Origin of the sequence: Pseudomonas sp. QC2 (assembly GCF_002859085.1) — a bacterium.
GTDB lineage: Bacteria > Pseudomonadota > Gammaproteobacteria > Pseudomonadales > Pseudomonadaceae > Aquipseudomonas > Aquipseudomonas petroselini.
This window is the reverse complement of sequence record NZ_PKKS01000024.1, coordinates 31543-48323: the sequence shown is the minus strand read 5'-3', so window position 1 is coordinate 48323 and position 16781 is coordinate 31543. Positions and strand designations below refer to the sequence as shown.

The following is a 16781-nucleotide window of genomic DNA, read 5'->3' as shown; positions in this document are numbered from 1 at the left end:
GGATTATTGGCTCGGCGCGGTCTGGCGCCAGGCTTGGGAGCGGCGCAGCGCGCCATGTGAAGCCCACGCCAGCAGCAGCGAGACGCCGGCCGAGGTGAACAGAATCAAAGTGGACATGGCCGCCGCACCGCCGACGTTGCCGGCGTCGTCCATATTCAGCACGGCGACGGCGGCGAGGATGGTGTCGGGGCTGTAGAGGAAGATCGCGGCGGACACGGTGGTCATCGCCGACACAAACAGGTAGCGCACGATGTCCAGCAGCGCCGGCAGGCAGATCGGCACCGTCACTTTCAAGTAATGGCGGTACAGCGGCGCCTTGAGCGACAGCGCGGCGGCTTCGAACTCCGCGTCGAGCTGACGCAGTGCAGTGGTGGCGGTCATCTGTGCGGTGGTCAGGTAGTGCGCGATGGTGCACACCACCAGCAGGGTCATGGTCCCGTAGAACACATGCAGGGGGTTGCCGTTGAGGTTGAAAAAGAACACGTAGCCCAGGCCCAGCACCAACCCAGGCACCGCCATCGGCACAAAACTGAGCATGCGCAGCGCCAGGTTCAGGCCCTTTTGGCCTTTGGTCTTTTCCATCAGATAGGCCCCAGTGAAGATCAGCACGCTGCCGATCAACGCCGTGCACAGCGCCATGGTCAGGCTGTTGCGGTAGGCCAGCCAGCCGCCGCCGGCGGTGTCTTCGAACTGATAGTGGTTAAGGGACAGCGACAGGTTGTACGGCCAGAATTTCACCAGCGACGAATACACCGCCATGCCGAACACCAGCAGCAACACGGCACAGATCAACAGCACGATAGTCAGATAGCAGCCGTCTCTCAGGCGCGAGGGTGCCGGCTGGAACACTTGGGCGCGGCCGCTCATGGAATCGCCGTGGCGACGACGCAGCCAGGCATCCACGCCAAAGCTGAACAGCGCCGGCAGCAGCAACACCATGCCGATCAATGCGCCACGCCCGAACTGCTGCTGGCCAACCACGGCTTTGTAGGCCTCAAGCGCCAGCACCTGATAATCGCCGCCCACCACCACGGGCACACCGAAGTCAGTGATGGTCAGGGTGAACACCAGGCAAAACGCGGCGAACACCGCCTGGCGTGTGGCTGGCCAGGTGATGCTGCGAAACGCCCGAGCCGGGCTCGCGCCCATGCTGGAAGCCGCATCAAACAGCCGCGCGTCCGCCAGGGACAACGCCGACAGCAGAATCATCAAGGCATGTGGGAAGGTGTAGATCACCTCACCCAGCACAATGCCCCAGAAGCCGTAGATGTTGTCCGAGAGCAGCCCGCGCAGCATGCCCTGGTTGCCGAACAGGTACACCAGCGCAATGCCCGGCAACATCGACGGCGCCATCAACGGCAGCAGCGATAGGCCGCGCCAGATCGCCTTGCCGGGAATCAGCGTACGTTGCAGGGCGTAGGCAAACAGGTAAGCCAGCGGTACGACGATGGCCGCCACGCTGAGGGAAACTTTGAGGCTATTGCCCAGCAGCCAGTGGAAGTTGTCGCTCGTGACCAGTTCCCGCGCGGCGACCAGGCCACCGCCCTGCCCGGCTTCGCTGCTGAAACCGCGCCAGAAGATCGCCAGCAATGGCAGCAGCACGGCGATGCCCAGCAGCAACAGCCACAACAGCTTGCCGCCGAGCACGAAAATACGGTCGCCCGTTTCGGCGCGGGAAGCCTGGCGCGGCAGCGTCATCACGGCAGCCATCTCAGGCAAACACCTGCAGGCTGCGCGGCGGCAAGGCCACCCAGATATCCTGGGCGCCCAGGCGCGGCATGGCTTCCGGCGCCAATTCGGCCAGTAACGGGTGGCCGGGCAATTGCTCCAGTTCAAAGCTCATGCGGCAGCGGTTGCCGAGGAAGGTGATCTCACGGACCTTGGCCGGGAACAGGTTCTCTTCGTGCACCGGCGGGTTGATGCTGATCGCCTCCGGGCGGCAGAACAGGCGCCCGGACTTGGCCGCACCGGCATCGTCGGCCAGGCGCATGTTCATGCCGCCGACCTGGGCGTGGCTGGCACTGTTGCGGCTGAACGGCAGCCAATTGCCCTGGCCGACGAACTCCGCCACGAACGGCGTGGCCGGGCGGTCGTAGATCTCCTGGGGCGTGGCGTATTGCTCGACCTTGCCGTTGTTCATCACGGCAATGCGGTCGGCCATCAGCATGGCTTCGTCCTGGTTGTGGGTGACCATCAACGTGGTGATACCCAGGCGTCGTTGCAGTTGGCGCAACTCGGTGCACAGATGCTCGCGCACGCGGGCGTCGAGGGCTGACATCGGTTCATCCAGCAGCAATAACGACGGCGCCGGGGCCAAGGCACGCGCCAGGGCGACCCGCTGCTGTTGGCCACCCGAGAGTTGCCCGGGGTATTTCTTTTCGCTGCCCAGCAGGCCGACCAATTCCAGCATCTGGCCAACGCGCTGGCGTACTTCATCACGACCGCTGCCGGTGAGGCCGTAGCCGATGTTCGCTTCGACGGTGAGGTTGGGAAACAGCGCGTAGGACTGGAACAGGATGCCGTAGTCCCGTGCCTGGGGCGGCAGCAGGGAAACATCCCGGTTGCCCAGGTAAAGTTCGCCGCTGTCCTGGCGTTCCAACCCGGCGATGCAGCGCAGCAAGGTGGTCTTGCCGCAGCCGGACGGGCCCAGCAGGCACACCAGCTCGCCGGCGGCGACGTCCAGGGAGACGTTATCCAGCGCGGTAAAGGCGCCGAAGCGTTTCTGGATACCGCGCACCTTCATCGGCGCGCCGGGTTGGGTCAGGGCTGTGTTCATGGTGGCACCTCATCAAACTGATGAAGGCCATGCTAGGCAGGCAATGCGTCCCTGATGTGGCAGAAAGGCAAAACGCGGTGATAGTGGTATTGGTGGATTTGGGTAGAGCTCTCAGCGGTGAGTTGCCTGGTCTATCGCTATCGGGGGCAAGCCCCCTCCCACACTTGACCGAGTTCCAAGATGAGGCTTGCCCCCGATTGGCCCTCAAGGCAGCCACACACCTCTAAATTGGCGACATTTCCTGCGCCAACCCCAGAAACGCCGCTGGCAACCGCGCGCCCTTTCTTTCCTTCAGGCAGTACAGGTATTCCGGAATCTGCGGCGCATTCTCGATCGTCAGCACCCGCAGCTGCGGGTCATGGGGCACTTCCTGACGGGCAATGATACTGATGCCGATATTGCGCAGCACCGCTTCACGAATGGATTCGCGGCTGCCGATTTCCAGCAGCGGGCCGTAACTCACGCCGGCGCCCTGCAGCATGTCTTCGGTCAGCCTGCGGGTGGTAGAGCCGGCCTCACGCATCAACAGCGTATGCCCTGCCAACGCGTTCAACGACACATGATCAAGCTGGGCCAGTGGATGATTGCGATGCACCGCCAACACCAGCGGATCAGTGCCCAATACGCGGCGAATCAGGCGTGGGTCTTCCAGCAATTGCGAGGAGGCGGCGACGTCGACGCGATAATCGTCCAGCGCTTCCAGCACTTGCTGGGAGTTGCCGATTTCTACCGACACCTCCACCTGCGGCAGGCGTTCGCGGAAGGCTTTGACCAGGTCAAGGATGTAATACGGCGCGGTTGCGGCAATTCTCAATGCACCCTGGACCTGGCCATTGTTGCGCAGGAAGAACTCGATATCCGCTTCCTGCTGCAACAGCGCCTTGACCATCGGCAGCAGGCGCGCGCCGTCGTCGCTGACGGTGAGGCGGCGGCCGCCTCGGTAGAACAGCTCGACGCCGTATTGGCTTTCCAGGTTACGGACCTGGGTGGTGACCGTGGGTTGGCTCAGGCCGAGCTTTTTCGCCGCCTGGGTGATGCTGCCCAGGCGGGCGACCATGTAAAACGCCTTCAACTCGGCACTCAGCACACCACCCTCTCATCGACTATTTGCGCAACAAGCGCAGGCCATTGAACACCACCAACAGGCTCACGCCCATGTCGGCGAACACCGCCATCCACATGGTGGCCATGCCCAGGAAGGTCACGGCGAGGAAAATCGCCTTGATCACCAGCGCCAGGGCGATGTTCTGTTTGAGGATACTCGACGTTTGCCGCGACAGACGAATGAATGCCGGAATCTTGCGCAGGTCATCATCCATCAGCGCTACGTCAGCGGTCTCGATGGCGGTGTCGGTACCGGCGGCGGCCATGGCAAAACCGATCTCGGCACGGGCCAGCGCCGGTGCGTCGTTGATGCCGTCGCCGACCATGCCCACGCGATGGCCTTGGCCGTAGAGGGTTTCGATAGCTTGCAGTTTATCGGTAGGCAACAGGTCGCCCTGGGCCTGGTCGATGCCGACCTGGGCAGCAATCGCCTGGGCGGTGTGGGTGTTGTCGCCGGTGAGCATCAGGGTCTTGATGCCCAGCTCGTGCAGTTGCTGGATGGCCTCGCGACTGCTGTCCTTGACCGTGTCGGCCACGGCGAACAGCGCCAGCGGGCCGGATTTGTCGAGCAGCAGCACCACGGACTTGCCCTGTTTCTCGAGGGCGAAGAGTTTTTCTTCCAGCGCCGGCGAGCAGAGGCCCAGGTCTTCCACCAGGCGGTGGTTGCCCAAGTGGTAGGTTTCGCCATTGATATCGCCGCGCACGCCGCGACCGGCCAGGGCCTCGAAGTTATCCACAACGTGGATGGGCAGGTTTTTATCCACAGCCGCGTTGGCAATCGCCAGCGACACCGGGTGGTCGGAACGCCCGGCCAGACTGGCGGCCAGGGCCGGCGCGCTGTCTTCGACGTTAGGGAACAACGCCAGGTAATCGGTTTGCACCGGCTTGCCGTGGGTGATGGTGCCGGTCTTGTCGAGGGCCAGGTAGTCGAGCTTGTAACCGCCCTCCAAGTACACGCCGCCCTTGATCAGGATGCCTTTGCGCGCCGCCGCAGCGAGACCGCTGACGATGGTCACAGGGGTGGAAATCACCAACGCACACGGGCATGCCACCACCAGCAGCACCAGGGCACGGTAGATCCAGTCGAACCAGACGCCAGCCATGAACAGCGGCGGAATAATGGCCACACCCAAGGCAAACAGGAACACGGCCGGGGTGTATATTTTCGAGAACCTGTCGACGAACCGCTGGGTCGGCGCCCGTGCGCCTTGGGCCTGTTCCACCGCGTGAATGATGCGCGCCAGGGTGGAGTTGTTGGCCGCCGCGGTCACTTTATATTCCAGAGAACCGGCCTGGTTGATGGTGCCGGCGAAGACTTTATCGCCCACGGTTTTTTCAATCGGCAGGCTTTCACCGGTGATCGGCGCCTGGTCGATGGTGGATTGGCCGGCAGTGACTTCACCGTCCAGGCCGATGCGTTCGCCGGGCTTAACCCGCACAATCGCACCCATTTCTATGCTTTTGACCTCTTTTTCAACCCACGTGCCGTCAGCCTGCTGCACGGTGGCCTGCTCGGGTGTCATCTGCATCAAGCCGCTGATGGCATTACGCGCGCGATCCAGGGATTTGGCTTCGATCAACTCGGCGACAGTAAACAGGAACATCACCATCGCGGCTTCCGGCCACTGGCCAATCAGGATCGCGCCGGTCACCGCGATACTCATCAAGGCATTGATGTTCAGGTTGAGGTTTTTCAGGGCAATCCAGCCCTTCTTGTACGTGGTGAGGCCGCCGCTGAGGATCGACACCAACGCCACCACCGCGATCACCCAGGTAGGCGCGGCGTCAGTGAAGTGCAGCACTTCGGCAGCCAACGCGCCGACGCCGGACAACGCCAGCGGCCACCAGTGTTTCTTGGCGGGCGGCTCAGCGGCAGGCGTGCCTTCTTCGATGGGATCGGCCTGCATGCCGAGGGATTTGATCGCGTCGATGATCGGCGCGGTGCTCGGCAGGTCATGGGTGACCCCGAGGATGCGGTTGATCAGGTTGAATTCCAGCTGCTGCACGCCCGCAAGCTTGCCCAGTTTGTTCTGAATCAGCGTCTGCTCGGTGGGGCAGTCCATGGCTTCGATGCGAAAGGTGCTCAGCCGCGAACCGGCGGTGGGCGCTTCGCTCAGTTGCACCAACGCAGGGGCCTGCGTGCCGGAACAGCAGGAGCCGCCATAGCCGTGGTCATGCACGGGGGTCAATTTCTTCGGGCCATGATCGTGATCGTGATCATGGTCATGTTTGTGCGGGGTGTGGATGGAATCGCTCATTCTGTCGCGTCCGTAGAGGTGCCTGTTGCCAAGTAAAGACCCTGTAGCCACTATAGGGTCAAGCACCCATTTGGAGATTGCTGTGATGAAGATCGGCGAATTGGCCAAACTGACCGACTGCCCGGTGGAAACCATCCGTTATTACGAGAAGGAAGGCCTGCTGCCGCCCCCGGCGCGCACTGACGCCAACTACCGCGTGTACACCCAGGCGCACACCGAGCGGCTGGTCTTTATCCGCAACTGCCGCAGCCTGGACATGACCCTCGAAGAAATCCGCAGCCTGCTCGGGCTACGGGACAGCCCGCAGGACCAGTGCGAAAACGTAAATGCGTTGATCGATGAGCATATCCACCATGTGAAAGCGCGGATCGACGGGCTGCTGGCGCTGCAGGAGCAATTGCTGGACCTGCGTCAGCGCTGTGGCGGCGGGGATCATTGCGGGATTTTGCAGCAACTGGAGGTCAGCGGAGGTGTTGCCGCCAGCGAGGCAGAGCCCTCGCATGTGGGCAGAAGCCACGGCCATTAATTCAAGCGAACACGGCTCAAATGTGGGAGGGGGCTTGCCCCCTCCCACACAAGCCCACACCTTAAGACCAGGACAGCCTTTAAATAGCGACGTCGGCCTTGATGCTTGGATCAGCGTCGTAACCTACGATTTCAAAATCTTCGAATTTATAATCGTAGATCGACGCAGGCTTACGCTTGATCACCAGTTCCGGCAACTTTTTCGGTGTGCGCGCCAACTGGGTGCGAATCTGCTCCATATGATTGCTGTAGGCGTGGGTGTCGCCGGTGGTGACGATGATCTCGTGAGGGATCAGATCACATTGCTGGGCCAGCATATGGGTGAGCAACGCCAGCGCGGCGGTGTTGTACGGCAGGCCGAGAAACACGTCGGAGCTGCGGATATACAACTGCATCGACAAGTGACCGTCGTGTACGAACGCCTGGTACAACAGGTGGCACGGCGGCAGGGCTTGTTTACCGTTGCGCGCGTTTTCCTGCGGGCTCTTGGTTTCGTCGGGCAGGTACTCGACGTTCCAGCCGTGGAACAGGATGCGACGGCTGTTAGGGTTGGTCTTGAGCGTATGGACCATGTAGTCGATCTGGTTGATCGTGCCACCGTCCTTGGTCGGCCAGGCGGTCCACTGCTCGCCGTACACCGGACCGAGGTCACCGTCTTCGGTGGCCCACTCGTCCCAGATTTTCACGCCGTTTTCGTTGAGCCACTTGATGTTGGTGTTGCCGCTCAACATCCAGATCAGCTCGTTGGCGATACTTTTGAAGTGAAGCTTCTTGGTGGTCAGCAACGGGAAGCCGTCGGCCAAGTTATGCCGATACTGACGGGCGAACACCGCTTTGGTGCCGGTGCCGGTGCGATCGCCCTTGGTCAATCCATTGGTCACGACGTCGTTCAGTAGTTCGAGATATTGCTTCATTTGGGTACCCGTATCGTTGAAGCCGAGGCTTGGAAGCCTCGGCATTCGAATTTATAGCGCGGTGTTCTTCAAAGGCTGCGGGCGGTTGTAGGCCCACCACAGCAGGCCCAGGCCGCCCAGGATCATCGGCAGGCTGAGGATCTGGCCCATGGTCACCCAACCGAACGCCAGGTAGCCCAGTTGCGCATCCGGCACGCGCACGAACTCGACGACAAAGCGGAAGATCCCGTAGAACAACGCGAACATGCCCGACACCGCCATGGTGGGGCGCGGCTTGCGCGAGAAGATGTACAGGATAAGGAACAGTGCCACACCTTCCAACGCGAACTGGTAGAGCTGCGACGGGTGGCGCGGCAATTGCGCCGGGTCGCTGAACGGCGGGAAGATCATCGCCCACGGCACGTCGGTCGGCTTGCCCCACAACTCGGCGTTGATGAAGTTACCGATACGCCCGGCGCCCAGGCCGATCGGCACCATCGGCGCAACGAAGTCCATCAGTTGGAAAAACGACTTGCCGTTGCGGCGACCGAACCACCAGGCCGCGATCATTACGCCGATAAAGCCGCCGTGGAACGCCATGCCGCCTTTCCACACTTCGAAGATCAGCGTCGGGTTGGCGATGTACGCGGGGAGATCGTAAAACAGCACATACCCCAGGCGACCACCGACGATCACCCCCATCGACAGCCAGAAAATCAGGTCGGAGAGCTTCTCCTTGGTCCAGGTCGGATCGAAACGGTTCAGGCGTCGGGAAGCCAGAAACCAGGCACCGCCGATGCCAATCAGGTACATCAACCCGTACCAGTGGATTTTCAGCGGACCGATGGCCAGGGCCACCGGGTCGATCTGCGGGTAAGGCAGCATTGCGACTCCTCGTTAAATCATTCGTGATGGCGCCGGACCATGCCGGGGCGCGATTAAGCCTGCATTACTCAAGTTGTTTAAAGCAAAAAGTTTATGCCGACGCAGAACAGCAACCCGGCGAACAACCGCTTGAGCAAACGCGGCGACAACCGATGTGCCAAGCGTGCGCCGAAGCGGGCAAACACCATGCTGGTCAGGGCAATGCCCAACAGTGCCGGCAAATACACGAACCCTAGACTATGAGCGGGCAACAGTGGGTCATGCCAGCCCAGAATCATGAAACTTAAAGCGCTGGCCAGCGCAATCGGCAGGCCACAGGCCGATGAGGTGGCCACCGCTTGCTGCATCGGCACGCTGCGCCAGGTCAGGAACGGCACGGTCAGCGAGCCGCCGCCAATCCCGAAAATCGCCGAGGCCCAGCCAATCACCGTCCCCGCCAGGGTCAGGCCGACCTTGCCCGGCACCGTCCGGCTGGCTTTGGGCTTGACCTCCAGGGCCAACTGCACGGCCACCAGCAGGGCGAACACGCCAATGATCTTCTGCAGGTGCGGGCCGGAAATCGCTTCGGCAGTCAGCGCACCAAAGCCGGCGCCGAGCAGGATGCCCACGGTCATCCACACGAAGATCGGCCAACGCACCGCGCCACGTCGGTGGTGCTCACGCACCGCGTTCACCGAGGTAAAGATGATTGTTGCCAGGGACGTGCCCACGGCCAGGTGGGTCAGCACCTGCGGGTCGAAGCCCTGCAAGGTGAAGCTGAACACCAGCACCGGCACGATGATAATCCCGCCGCCCACGCCGAATAGCCCGGCGAGCACGCCCGCACAGGCGCCAAGCAGCAAATACAGCAGAAATTCCATGGGAGCCCCCCAACCAAGTCCGGCATGTTAACGGATGGAAGGCATGCGACCCAACTGGATACGATGGAACGCTGCAGCCGGTGTGGGTAGAGTGGCAAAAAAAACACAAAAGGGATCGCCTGATGTGCCTGATTGTTTTCGCCTGGCGGCCGGACTATGCCCAGCCGCTGATCGTTGCGGCCAACCGCGATGAGTTCTACGCCCGCCCCAGCCTGCCGCTGGCCCAGTGGCCAGATGCGCCCGATGTCTACGCCGGTCGCGACCAGGAAGCGGGGGGCACTTGGCTGGGTGTGAATGCCGATGGGCGTTTTGCCGCCCTGACCAATATCCGCGATCCCCACCAGCCGCCGGCACGCAAGTCCCGAGGGGAACTGGTGGCGCGTTTTCTCAACGGATCACTGCCGATTGAGGACTATTTGGCCGACGTTAATGGCCGTTCGATTGAATATGCAGGATTCAACCTGCTGGTGGGCACGCGGGATGAGTTGTGGCATTACAACGCCAACCATACCGAGCCGACGCGGTTGAAGGCTGGGGTGTACGGGTTATCCAATGCTGGGTTGGATACGCCGTGGCCTAAGTTGCTCAAGGCCAAGGCGGCGTTGAGCGAACTACTTGGGGACCCACAGCCGGAGGCGTTACTGGGGATTTTAAGTGACCCACAGACGGCGCCGTTTGCGGACCTGCCAGATACAGGGGTGGGCTTGGCGACGGAAAGCCTTTTATCCAGCGTGTTTATTGCCAGCCCGAGTTACGGGACGCGGGCGAGTACGGCGCTGATTGTGAATGCCGACGGGACGCGGCGGATGGTGGAGCGTAGTTTTGGACCGCATGGCGGCAGACTGGGCGAGGTAGAACTCCTCCTGTAGTGAGCGGGCTTGCCCCGCGCTGGGTGGCGAAGCCGCCCCACAACCCGCTAACCGGTTCTATCTGAAAGCATGCGGCGCTTGTATTAGGGCGGCTTCGCCACCCAGCGCGGGGCAAGCCCGCTCACTACAAAAGCCGACCGCCTGAAATTAGAGGGTTTTTGCGGAGGCGGGGTTGATCATCCGCGTCAGCCCCAAATTCTTCAGCGCCAACTGCAGCGAGCTGTGGATAACTTGCGGGTTGTCGATGGTCATCAGTTCCGCCAGCAGATCCTTGGCCATGCTCAGTTCAACTTGGCGTAGCATCCACTTCACCTTCGGCAAGTTGGTGGCGTTCATCGACAGGCTGTCAAAGCCCATCGCCATCAACAGCACCGCCGCCGCCGGGTCGCCGGCCATTTCACCGCAGATGCTCACCGGCTTGCCTTCGGCATGGGCGTCGCGCACCACGTGTTGCAGGGCTTGCAGCACCGCCGGGTGCAGGTAGTCGTAGAGGTCGGCCACCCGTGGGTTGTTACGGTCCACGGCCAGCAGGTATTGGGTCAGATCGTTGGAACCCACCGACAGGAAGTCCACCTGCCGCGCCAGCTCCTTGGCCTGGTACACCGCCGCCGGGATTTCGATCATCACGCCAATCGGCGGCATCGGCACGTCGGCGCCTTCGTCGCGTACTTCGCCCCAGGCACGGTGGATCAGGTGCAGCGCCTCTTCCAGTTCATGGGTACCGGAGATCATCGGCAGCAAAATGCGCAGGTTGTTCAGGCCTTCGCTGGCCTTGAGCATAGCGCGGGTCTGTACGAGGAAAATTTCAGGGTGGTCGAGGGTGACGCGGATACCGCGCCAGCCGAGGAACGGGTTGTCCTCTTTAATCGGGAAGTACGACAGTGACTTGTCGCCGCCGATGTCCAGGCTGCGCATGGTCACCGGCAACGGGTGGAAGGCTTGCAGTTGCTCGCGATAAATCGCCAGCTGCTCCTTCTCACTCGGAAAACGCTGGTTGATCATGAACGGCACTTCGGTGCGGTACAGCCCCACCCCTTCTGCGCCGCGCTGTTGCGCACGGGCCACGTCGGCCAGCAGGCCGGTATTTACCAGCAGTGGCACACGGTGGCCATCGGTGGTCACGCACGGCAGCTCGCGCAATGAATCGAGGCCCAGCGCCAGTTGCTTCTCTTCTTCAACCACTTCGGCGTACTGCTTGCGCATCACTTCGCTGGGGTTGGTAAACACTTCGCCGCGGTGGCCATCGACAATCATGTCGATGCCGTCGACTTTGGAATACGGCAGGTCCACCAGGCCCATCACCGTCGGGATACCCATGGCACGGGCCAGGATCGCGACGTGGGAGTTACCCGAACCCAATACCGACACCAGGCCGACCAGCTTGCCTTCCGGCACTTCGCCAAGCATGGTGGCGGTCAGTTCTTCACTGATCAGGATGGTGTTGTCGGGGTAGACCAGGTTGGTGGTGCGGTCTTCCTGCAGGTACGCCAGCAGACGGCGACCGAGGTCACGCACATCCGAGGCGCGTTCGCGCAGGTAGGCGTCGTCCATCAGTTCGAAACGGTTGACGTGATCGGTGACCACCTGGCGCAACGCGCCCTGGGCCCACTGGCCGGTCTTGATCACGGTCTTGACTTCATTACCCAGCGACGCGTCGTCGAGCATCATCTGGTACACGTCGAACAGCGCACGCTCTTCGGGGCGCAACTGGGTGGCCAGCTTGGTCGACAGGTTGCGCATGTCGGCGCGTACGCCTTCCAGGGCGGTCTTGAACAGTTTGATTTCAGCGTCGATGTCATGGACGGTCTTGTCCGGCACCACATCGAGGTCGGCCGGCGGCAGCATGACCACCGCAGTACCGACCGCCGCACCCGGCGAACCCGGTACGCCGACGAACTTGGCTTCCTGGATGCCCTTGCCCTGGCGCCCCAGGCCGCGAATCGAGCCGGTGGCTTCGGCGTGGGCAATCACGCCAGCGAGCTGCGCACTCATGGTCACGAGGAAGGCTTCTTCACCTTCGTCGAACTGGCGGCGCTCTTTTTGCTGGATGACCAACACGCCGACGACGCGGCGGTGGTGAATGATCGGTGCGCCGAGGAACGAGGCGTAACGCTCTTCACCGGTTTCGGCAAAGTAGCGGTAACGCGGGTGATCGGCCGCGTGTTCAAGGTTCAGGGGTTCTTCACGCGTCCCCACCAGGCCCACCAGACCCTCATTGGGCGCCATGCTGACCTTACCGATAGAGCGCTTGTTCAAGCCCTCGGTGGCCATCAGCACAAAACGGTTGGTCTCGGGGTCCAGCAGGTAAACCGAGCAGACCTGGCTGCCCATGGCTTCCTTGACGCGCAACACAATAATCCCCAACGCCGCCTTGAGATCCTTGGCGGAGTTAACTTCCTGGACGATCTTGCGCAGCGTATTGAGCATGGCTCGGGGTCGAACTCCGTCGTCAGTCGCGCGCTAAAAGGCGCGGGGCAAGCTCTTTGAGAGCGCGACGATAAACTTCGCGCTTGAATGTCACCACCTGGCCCAACGGGTACCAATAGCTGACCCAGCGCCAGCCATCGAACTCCGGTTTACCGGTCAAATCCATCCGCACCCGCTGCTCGTTGGAGATCAGGCGCAGGAGAAACCATTTCTGCTTCTGGCCGATGCACAGCGGTTGGCTGTGGGTACGCACCAGGCGTTGCGGCAAACGATAGCGCAACCAGCCACGGGTACAGGCCAGAATTTGTACATCTTCACGCTCAAGGCCGACTTCTTCATTCAACTCACGGTACAAGGCGTCTTCAGGGGTTTCGTCGGGGTTGATTCCGCCTTGAGGAAACTGCCAGGCATCTTGGTTGATTCGGCGAGCCCATAGCACCTGTCCGGCATCATTCGTAAGAATAATCCCGACATTAGGACGGAAACCATCGGGGTCGATCACGGCAACAACCTCGCAAACGCATGTCGCCGCATTGTTCCACAAAGGTTGATGAAGCGGCAACGAGGCTTCTTACCTTATGTGCACTCTTGTGAAAAGACCGTATTCTGGACGCCTTTTTACAGACTTTTCAGCGAGTAACTGCAATGCGCCTGGCTTTATTCGACTTGGACAACACCCTTCTCGGCGGTGACAGCGACCACGCCTGGGGCGATTACCTATGTGAACGCGGGATTCTCGACCCGGTGGCCTACAAGGCCCGCAACGACGAGTTCTACCAGGACTACCTGGCCGGCACGCTGGACAACGCCGCCTACCTGAACTTCTGCCTGGAAATCCTTGGCCGCACCGAAATGGCCCAGCTGGACGAGTGGCACAACGACTATATGCGCGACTGCATCGAGCCGATCGTGCTGCCCCTGGCCCTGGAACTGCTGGCCAAACACCGCGCCGCCGGTGACACCCTGGTGATCATCACCGCCACCAACCGTTTCGTCACCGCGCCAATTGCCGCACGCCTGGGCGTCGAAACCCTGATCGCCACCGAGTGCGAGATGGAAAATGGTCGCTACACCGGACGCAGCACCGACGTACCGTGCTTTCGTGAGGGCAAGGTGACGCGCTTGAACCGCTGGCTGGAAGAAACCGGGTACAGCCTGGAAGACAGCTACTTTTACAGCGATTCGATGAATGATTTGCCGTTGCTGGAGCAGGTGACGCACCCGGTGGCGGTGGATCCGGATCCAAATCTGCGGGCCGAAGCCGAGAAGCGTGGTTGGCCGGTGATTACGCTGCGCAGCTGATGGCCCTATCGGGGGCAAGCCCCCTCCCACACTTGATCGGGTTCACACGGTCAAAATGTGGGAGGGGGCTTGCCCCCGATGCAGGCGACTCGGTCTAAAGCCTCAAACCGGCTTTGCACCCATGAGCCCCGCAATCGCCACAAACCCCACCAGACTGACCACCGCCAGCACCAACGTGAAGTTCAAGCTACCGCCCTCGCCTTTGCGCAAGCGATTAAGCCGTGCCACCAGCCAGAACCATGCCAGCGCCGCCACGGTATAGAGGAGGCTGGACCCCAGGATCCACGTCTGCCCCAGCGGCCAGCCGATCAGATGCGCCAGCCACCAGCCGGTAAACGGCATGCTCACCACGCAAATCCCCATCAACAACCAGACGAATGCCCACGGGCGCTGCACGGTCACCGCCGGGCCGGCGCTGCGTTTGCGCCAGGCCAGCAACGCCAGCCCCAGGCCGCTGAGCAGCAGCAACACGGTGGCTGCAACGTGGATAACTTTCAAGGTAGTCAGGGTTTCCATGTGTCGTTTTCCTTAAAGGTCGCCCCGTCAGCGTAGTCGCTCAACCGAGGAACAGTGTGTAGGCCGGGTTATCGCTTTCATCCCAGTATGGGTAGCCAATGGCTTCCAGGGCTGCCGGTACCAGGTGACGCTCGTCCGCCGGCACTTGCAGGCCGGCGACCACACGGCCATCGGCTGCGCCGTGGTTGCGATAGTGGAACATCGAGATGTTCCAGCGCCCGCCCAATTTGTTAAGAAAGTTGAACAAGGCGCCCGGACGCTCCGGGAATTCGAAACGCAACACCACTTCGTCACTGACTTTGGCCGCGTGCCCGCCGACCATATGACGGATGTGCAACTTGGCCAGTTCGTTCTCGGTCAGGTCCAGCACCGGGAAACCCTGGCTCGTGAGGCTGGCGATCAGTGCACTGCGCGGGTCGGTTTCCGGATGAGTCTGCACGCCGACGAAAATGTGCGCCTCGCTGCCGGAGTGGTAGCGGTAGTTGAATTCGGTAATCTGGCGCTTGCCCACGGCTTCGCAGAACGCCTTGAAGCTGCCGGGCTTCTCGGGAATGGTCACGGCGATGATGGCTTCGCGGCCTTCACCCAACTCGGCGCGCTCGGCCACATGGCGCAGGCGGTCGAAGTTAACGTTGGCGCCGGAGTCGATGGCCACCAGGGTCTGGCCGGTCACACCACGGGTTTCCACGTATTTCTTGATCCCGGCCACACCCAATGCCCCCGCCGGCTCGGTGATGGAACGGGTGTCGTCGTAGATGTCCTTGATCGCCGCACAGATTTCATCGGTGCTCACGGTGATCACTTCATCCACATAGTGCTTGCAGATGTCGAAGGTGTGCTGGCCGATCTGCGCCACCGCCACGCCATCGGCAAACAGGCCCACGGTCGGCAATACCACGCGCTCGCCCGCCGCCAGGGCGGCTTGCAGGCAGTTGGAGTCGTCCGGCTCGACGCCGATGACCTTGATCTCCGGCCGCAGGTACTTCACGTAGGCCGCGATACCGGCAATCAGCCCGCCGCCGCCCACCGGTACGAAAATCGCGTCCAGCGGCCCTGGGTGCTGGCGCAGGATTTCCATCGCCACGGTGCCCTGCCCGGCAATGGTGTGCGGATCGTCGTAGGGGTGGATGTAGACGTAGCCTTTTTCGTCGACCAGTTTCAGCGAGTAGGCCAGGGCTTCCGGAAAGGAATCGCCATGCAGCACCACTTTGCCGCCACGGGAGCGCACGCCTTCGACCTTGATCTCGGGGGTGGTCTTTGGCATCACGATGGTGGCTTTCACCCCCAGCACCTTCGCCGCCAGGGCCAGGCCCTGCGCATGGTTGCCCGCCGATGCGGTGACCACGCCACGCGCACGCTCTTCAGCGGTCAGCTGCGTCAGCTTGTTATAGGCGCCGCGAATCTTGAACGAGAACACCGGCTGCAAGTCTTCGCGCTTGAGCCAGACCTTGTTGCCCAGCCGCTCGGAGAGCTGGCGAGCGGTCTGCAACGGGGTTTCTACGGCAACGTCGTAAACGCGCGAGGTGAGGATCTTTTTGACGTACTGTTCAAGCATCGGCGGAAATCACTGGGCGAGTTGGGCAGGGCCAAGGAGTCTAACCCAGCGTTTGGGCGGGCGACCACACGAATCCAGAGGTTTTGTTGGGTTATACTCGCGCCCCTCTTTACTCCCCGCCCGTTCCGGAGCCCGCATGACCCAGGATCAACTCAAACAGGCAGTGGCCCAGGCCGCCGTCGATTTAATCCTTCCTAAACTCGACGACAAAAGCATCGTCGGTGTCGGCACCGGCTCCACCGCCAACTGCTTTATCGATGCGCTGGCCCAGCACAAGGGCGCGTTCGACGGCGCCGTGGCCAGCTCCGAAGCCACCGCCGCTCGCCTCAAGGGCCACGGCATTCCGGTGTATGAGCTCAACACCGTGAGCGACCTGGAGTTCTACGTCGACGGCGCCGATGAAAGCGACGAACACCTGAACCTGATCAAAGGCGGCGGCGCAGCCCTGACCCGCGAGAAGATCGTCGCGGCCGTGGCCAAGACCTTTATCTGCATCGCCGACGCCAGCAAGCTGGTGCCGGTCCTCGGCGCGTTCCCGCTGCCGGTGGAAGTGATCCCGATGGCCCGCAGCCACGTGGCCCGCGAGCTGGTGAAACTGGGCGGCGACCCGGTGTACCGCGAAGGCGTGTTGACCGACAACGGCAATATCATCATTGACGTGTTCAACCTGCAGATCACCAACCCGGTAGAGCTGGAGACGCAGATCAACGCGATCGTCGGCGTGGTCACCAACGGCTTGTTCGCGGCGCGCCCGGCGGATGTGCTGTTACTCGGGACCTCTGAAGGCGTGAAAACCCTCAAGGCCTGAGAA

General features: G+C 61.8%; 15 protein-coding genes. 4 read left to right on the top strand and 11 right to left on the bottom strand.

Going from position 1 to position 16781, the window contains the following annotated elements; genetic code table 11:
• Positions 1–3 precede the first annotated feature (3 nt).
• The 4 genes from QCBJ_RS25300 to QCBJ_RS25285 all read right to left on the bottom strand — a co-directional run bounded on the left by QCBJ_RS25300 (position 4) and on the right by QCBJ_RS25285 (position 6138).
• Positions 4–1710 (bottom strand): putative 2-aminoethylphosphonate ABC transporter permease subunit, encoded by a 1707-nt coding sequence (locus QCBJ_RS25300; RefSeq protein ID WP_102061847.1) that lies wholly within the window; start codon positions 1708–1710, stop codon positions 4–6.
• Position 1711: 1 nt separating this feature from the next.
• Positions 1712–2776 carry a putative 2-aminoethylphosphonate ABC transporter ATP-binding protein gene (locus QCBJ_RS25295; RefSeq protein ID WP_015886385.1) on the bottom strand — a complete coding sequence of 355 codons (1065 nt, stop codon included), beginning with the start codon at positions 2774–2776 and terminating at the stop codon, positions 1712–1714.
• 223 nt (positions 2777–2999) lie between these two features.
• Positions 3000–3863, bottom strand: a complete 864-nt coding sequence (locus QCBJ_RS25290) for a LysR family transcriptional regulator (RefSeq protein ID WP_046034919.1) — start codon at positions 3861–3863, stop codon at positions 3000–3002.
• A gap of 16 nt (positions 3864–3879) precedes the next feature.
• Positions 3880–6138 (bottom strand): heavy metal translocating P-type ATPase, encoded by a 2259-nt coding sequence (locus QCBJ_RS25285; RefSeq protein WP_102061846.1) that lies wholly within the window; start codon positions 6136–6138, stop codon positions 3880–3882.
• 85 nt (positions 6139–6223) lie between these two features.
• Between QCBJ_RS25285 and cadR the strand changes: the two genes are divergently transcribed.
• Complete coding sequence (gene cadR, locus QCBJ_RS25280) at positions 6224–6664, top strand: Cd(II)/Pb(II)-responsive transcriptional regulator (protein ID WP_015886388.1); 441 nt, start codon at positions 6224–6226, stop codon at positions 6662–6664.
• A 79-nt stretch (positions 6665–6743) separates the two neighbouring features.
• Here the strand turns inward: cadR and QCBJ_RS25275 are convergent, their stop codons facing one another.
• The 3 genes from QCBJ_RS25275 to QCBJ_RS25265 all read right to left on the bottom strand — a co-directional run bounded on the left by QCBJ_RS25275 (position 6744) and on the right by QCBJ_RS25265 (position 9301).
• The gene (locus tag QCBJ_RS25275; protein ID WP_015886389.1) at positions 6744–7577 is read right to left on the bottom strand and encodes a thymidylate synthase; all 834 of its coding nucleotides are present in this window, start codon (positions 7575–7577) and stop codon (positions 6744–6746) included.
• Between the two features lie 51 nt (positions 7578–7628).
• Positions 7629–8441, bottom strand: a complete 813-nt coding sequence (gene lgt / locus QCBJ_RS25270; RefSeq protein WP_015886390.1) for a prolipoprotein diacylglyceryl transferase — start codon at positions 8439–8441, stop codon at positions 7629–7631.
• Positions 8442–8518: 77 nt separating this feature from the next.
• Positions 8519–9301, bottom strand: coding sequence for a sulfite exporter TauE/SafE family protein (locus QCBJ_RS25265; protein WP_015886391.1), 783 nt, complete (start codon positions 9299–9301; stop codon positions 8519–8521).
• A 122-nt stretch (positions 9302–9423) separates the two neighbouring features.
• On the opposite strand from QCBJ_RS25265, the gene QCBJ_RS25260 reads away from it, so the two are divergent.
• Positions 9424–10170 carry an NRDE family protein gene (locus QCBJ_RS25260; RefSeq protein ID WP_102061845.1) on the top strand — a complete coding sequence of 249 codons (747 nt, stop codon included), beginning with the start codon at positions 9424–9426 and terminating at the stop codon, positions 10168–10170.
• A gap of 147 nt (positions 10171–10317) precedes the next feature.
• On the opposite strand, the gene ptsP is transcribed toward QCBJ_RS25260, so the two are convergent.
• Complete coding sequence (gene ptsP, locus QCBJ_RS25255) at positions 10318–12597, bottom strand: phosphoenolpyruvate--protein phosphotransferase (protein WP_015886393.1); 2280 nt, start codon at positions 12595–12597, stop codon at positions 10318–10320.
• 22 nt (positions 12598–12619) lie between these two features.
• Positions 12620–13099 (bottom strand): RNA pyrophosphohydrolase, encoded by a 480-nt coding sequence (locus QCBJ_RS25250; RefSeq protein WP_003176750.1) that lies wholly within the window; start codon positions 13097–13099, stop codon positions 12620–12622.
• 143 nt (positions 13100–13242) lie between these two features.
• On the opposite strand from QCBJ_RS25250, the gene QCBJ_RS25245 reads away from it, so the two are divergent.
• Entirely contained in the window at positions 13243–13899 is a 657-nt protein-coding gene (locus QCBJ_RS25245) for an HAD family phosphatase (protein ID WP_015886394.1), read from the top strand.
• Between the two features lie 102 nt (positions 13900–14001).
• Here the strand turns inward: QCBJ_RS25245 and QCBJ_RS25240 are convergent, their stop codons facing one another.
• A complete protein-coding gene (locus QCBJ_RS25240; protein ID WP_015886395.1) occupies positions 14002–14415 on the bottom strand; it encodes a DUF2269 family protein in 414 nt (137 codons plus the stop codon).
• 40 nt (positions 14416–14455) lie between these two features.
• Positions 14456–15970 carry a threonine ammonia-lyase, biosynthetic gene (gene ilvA / locus QCBJ_RS25235; protein ID WP_102061844.1) on the bottom strand — a complete coding sequence of 505 codons (1515 nt, stop codon included), beginning with the start codon at positions 15968–15970 and terminating at the stop codon, positions 14456–14458.
• Positions 15971–16106: 136 nt separating this feature from the next.
• Here ilvA and rpiA point away from each other — a divergent pair, with 136 nt between their 5' ends.
• A complete protein-coding gene (gene rpiA / locus QCBJ_RS25230; protein WP_015886397.1) occupies positions 16107–16778 on the top strand; it encodes a ribose-5-phosphate isomerase RpiA in 672 nt (223 codons plus the stop codon).
• The last annotated feature ends 3 nt before the right edge of the window (positions 16779–16781 follow it).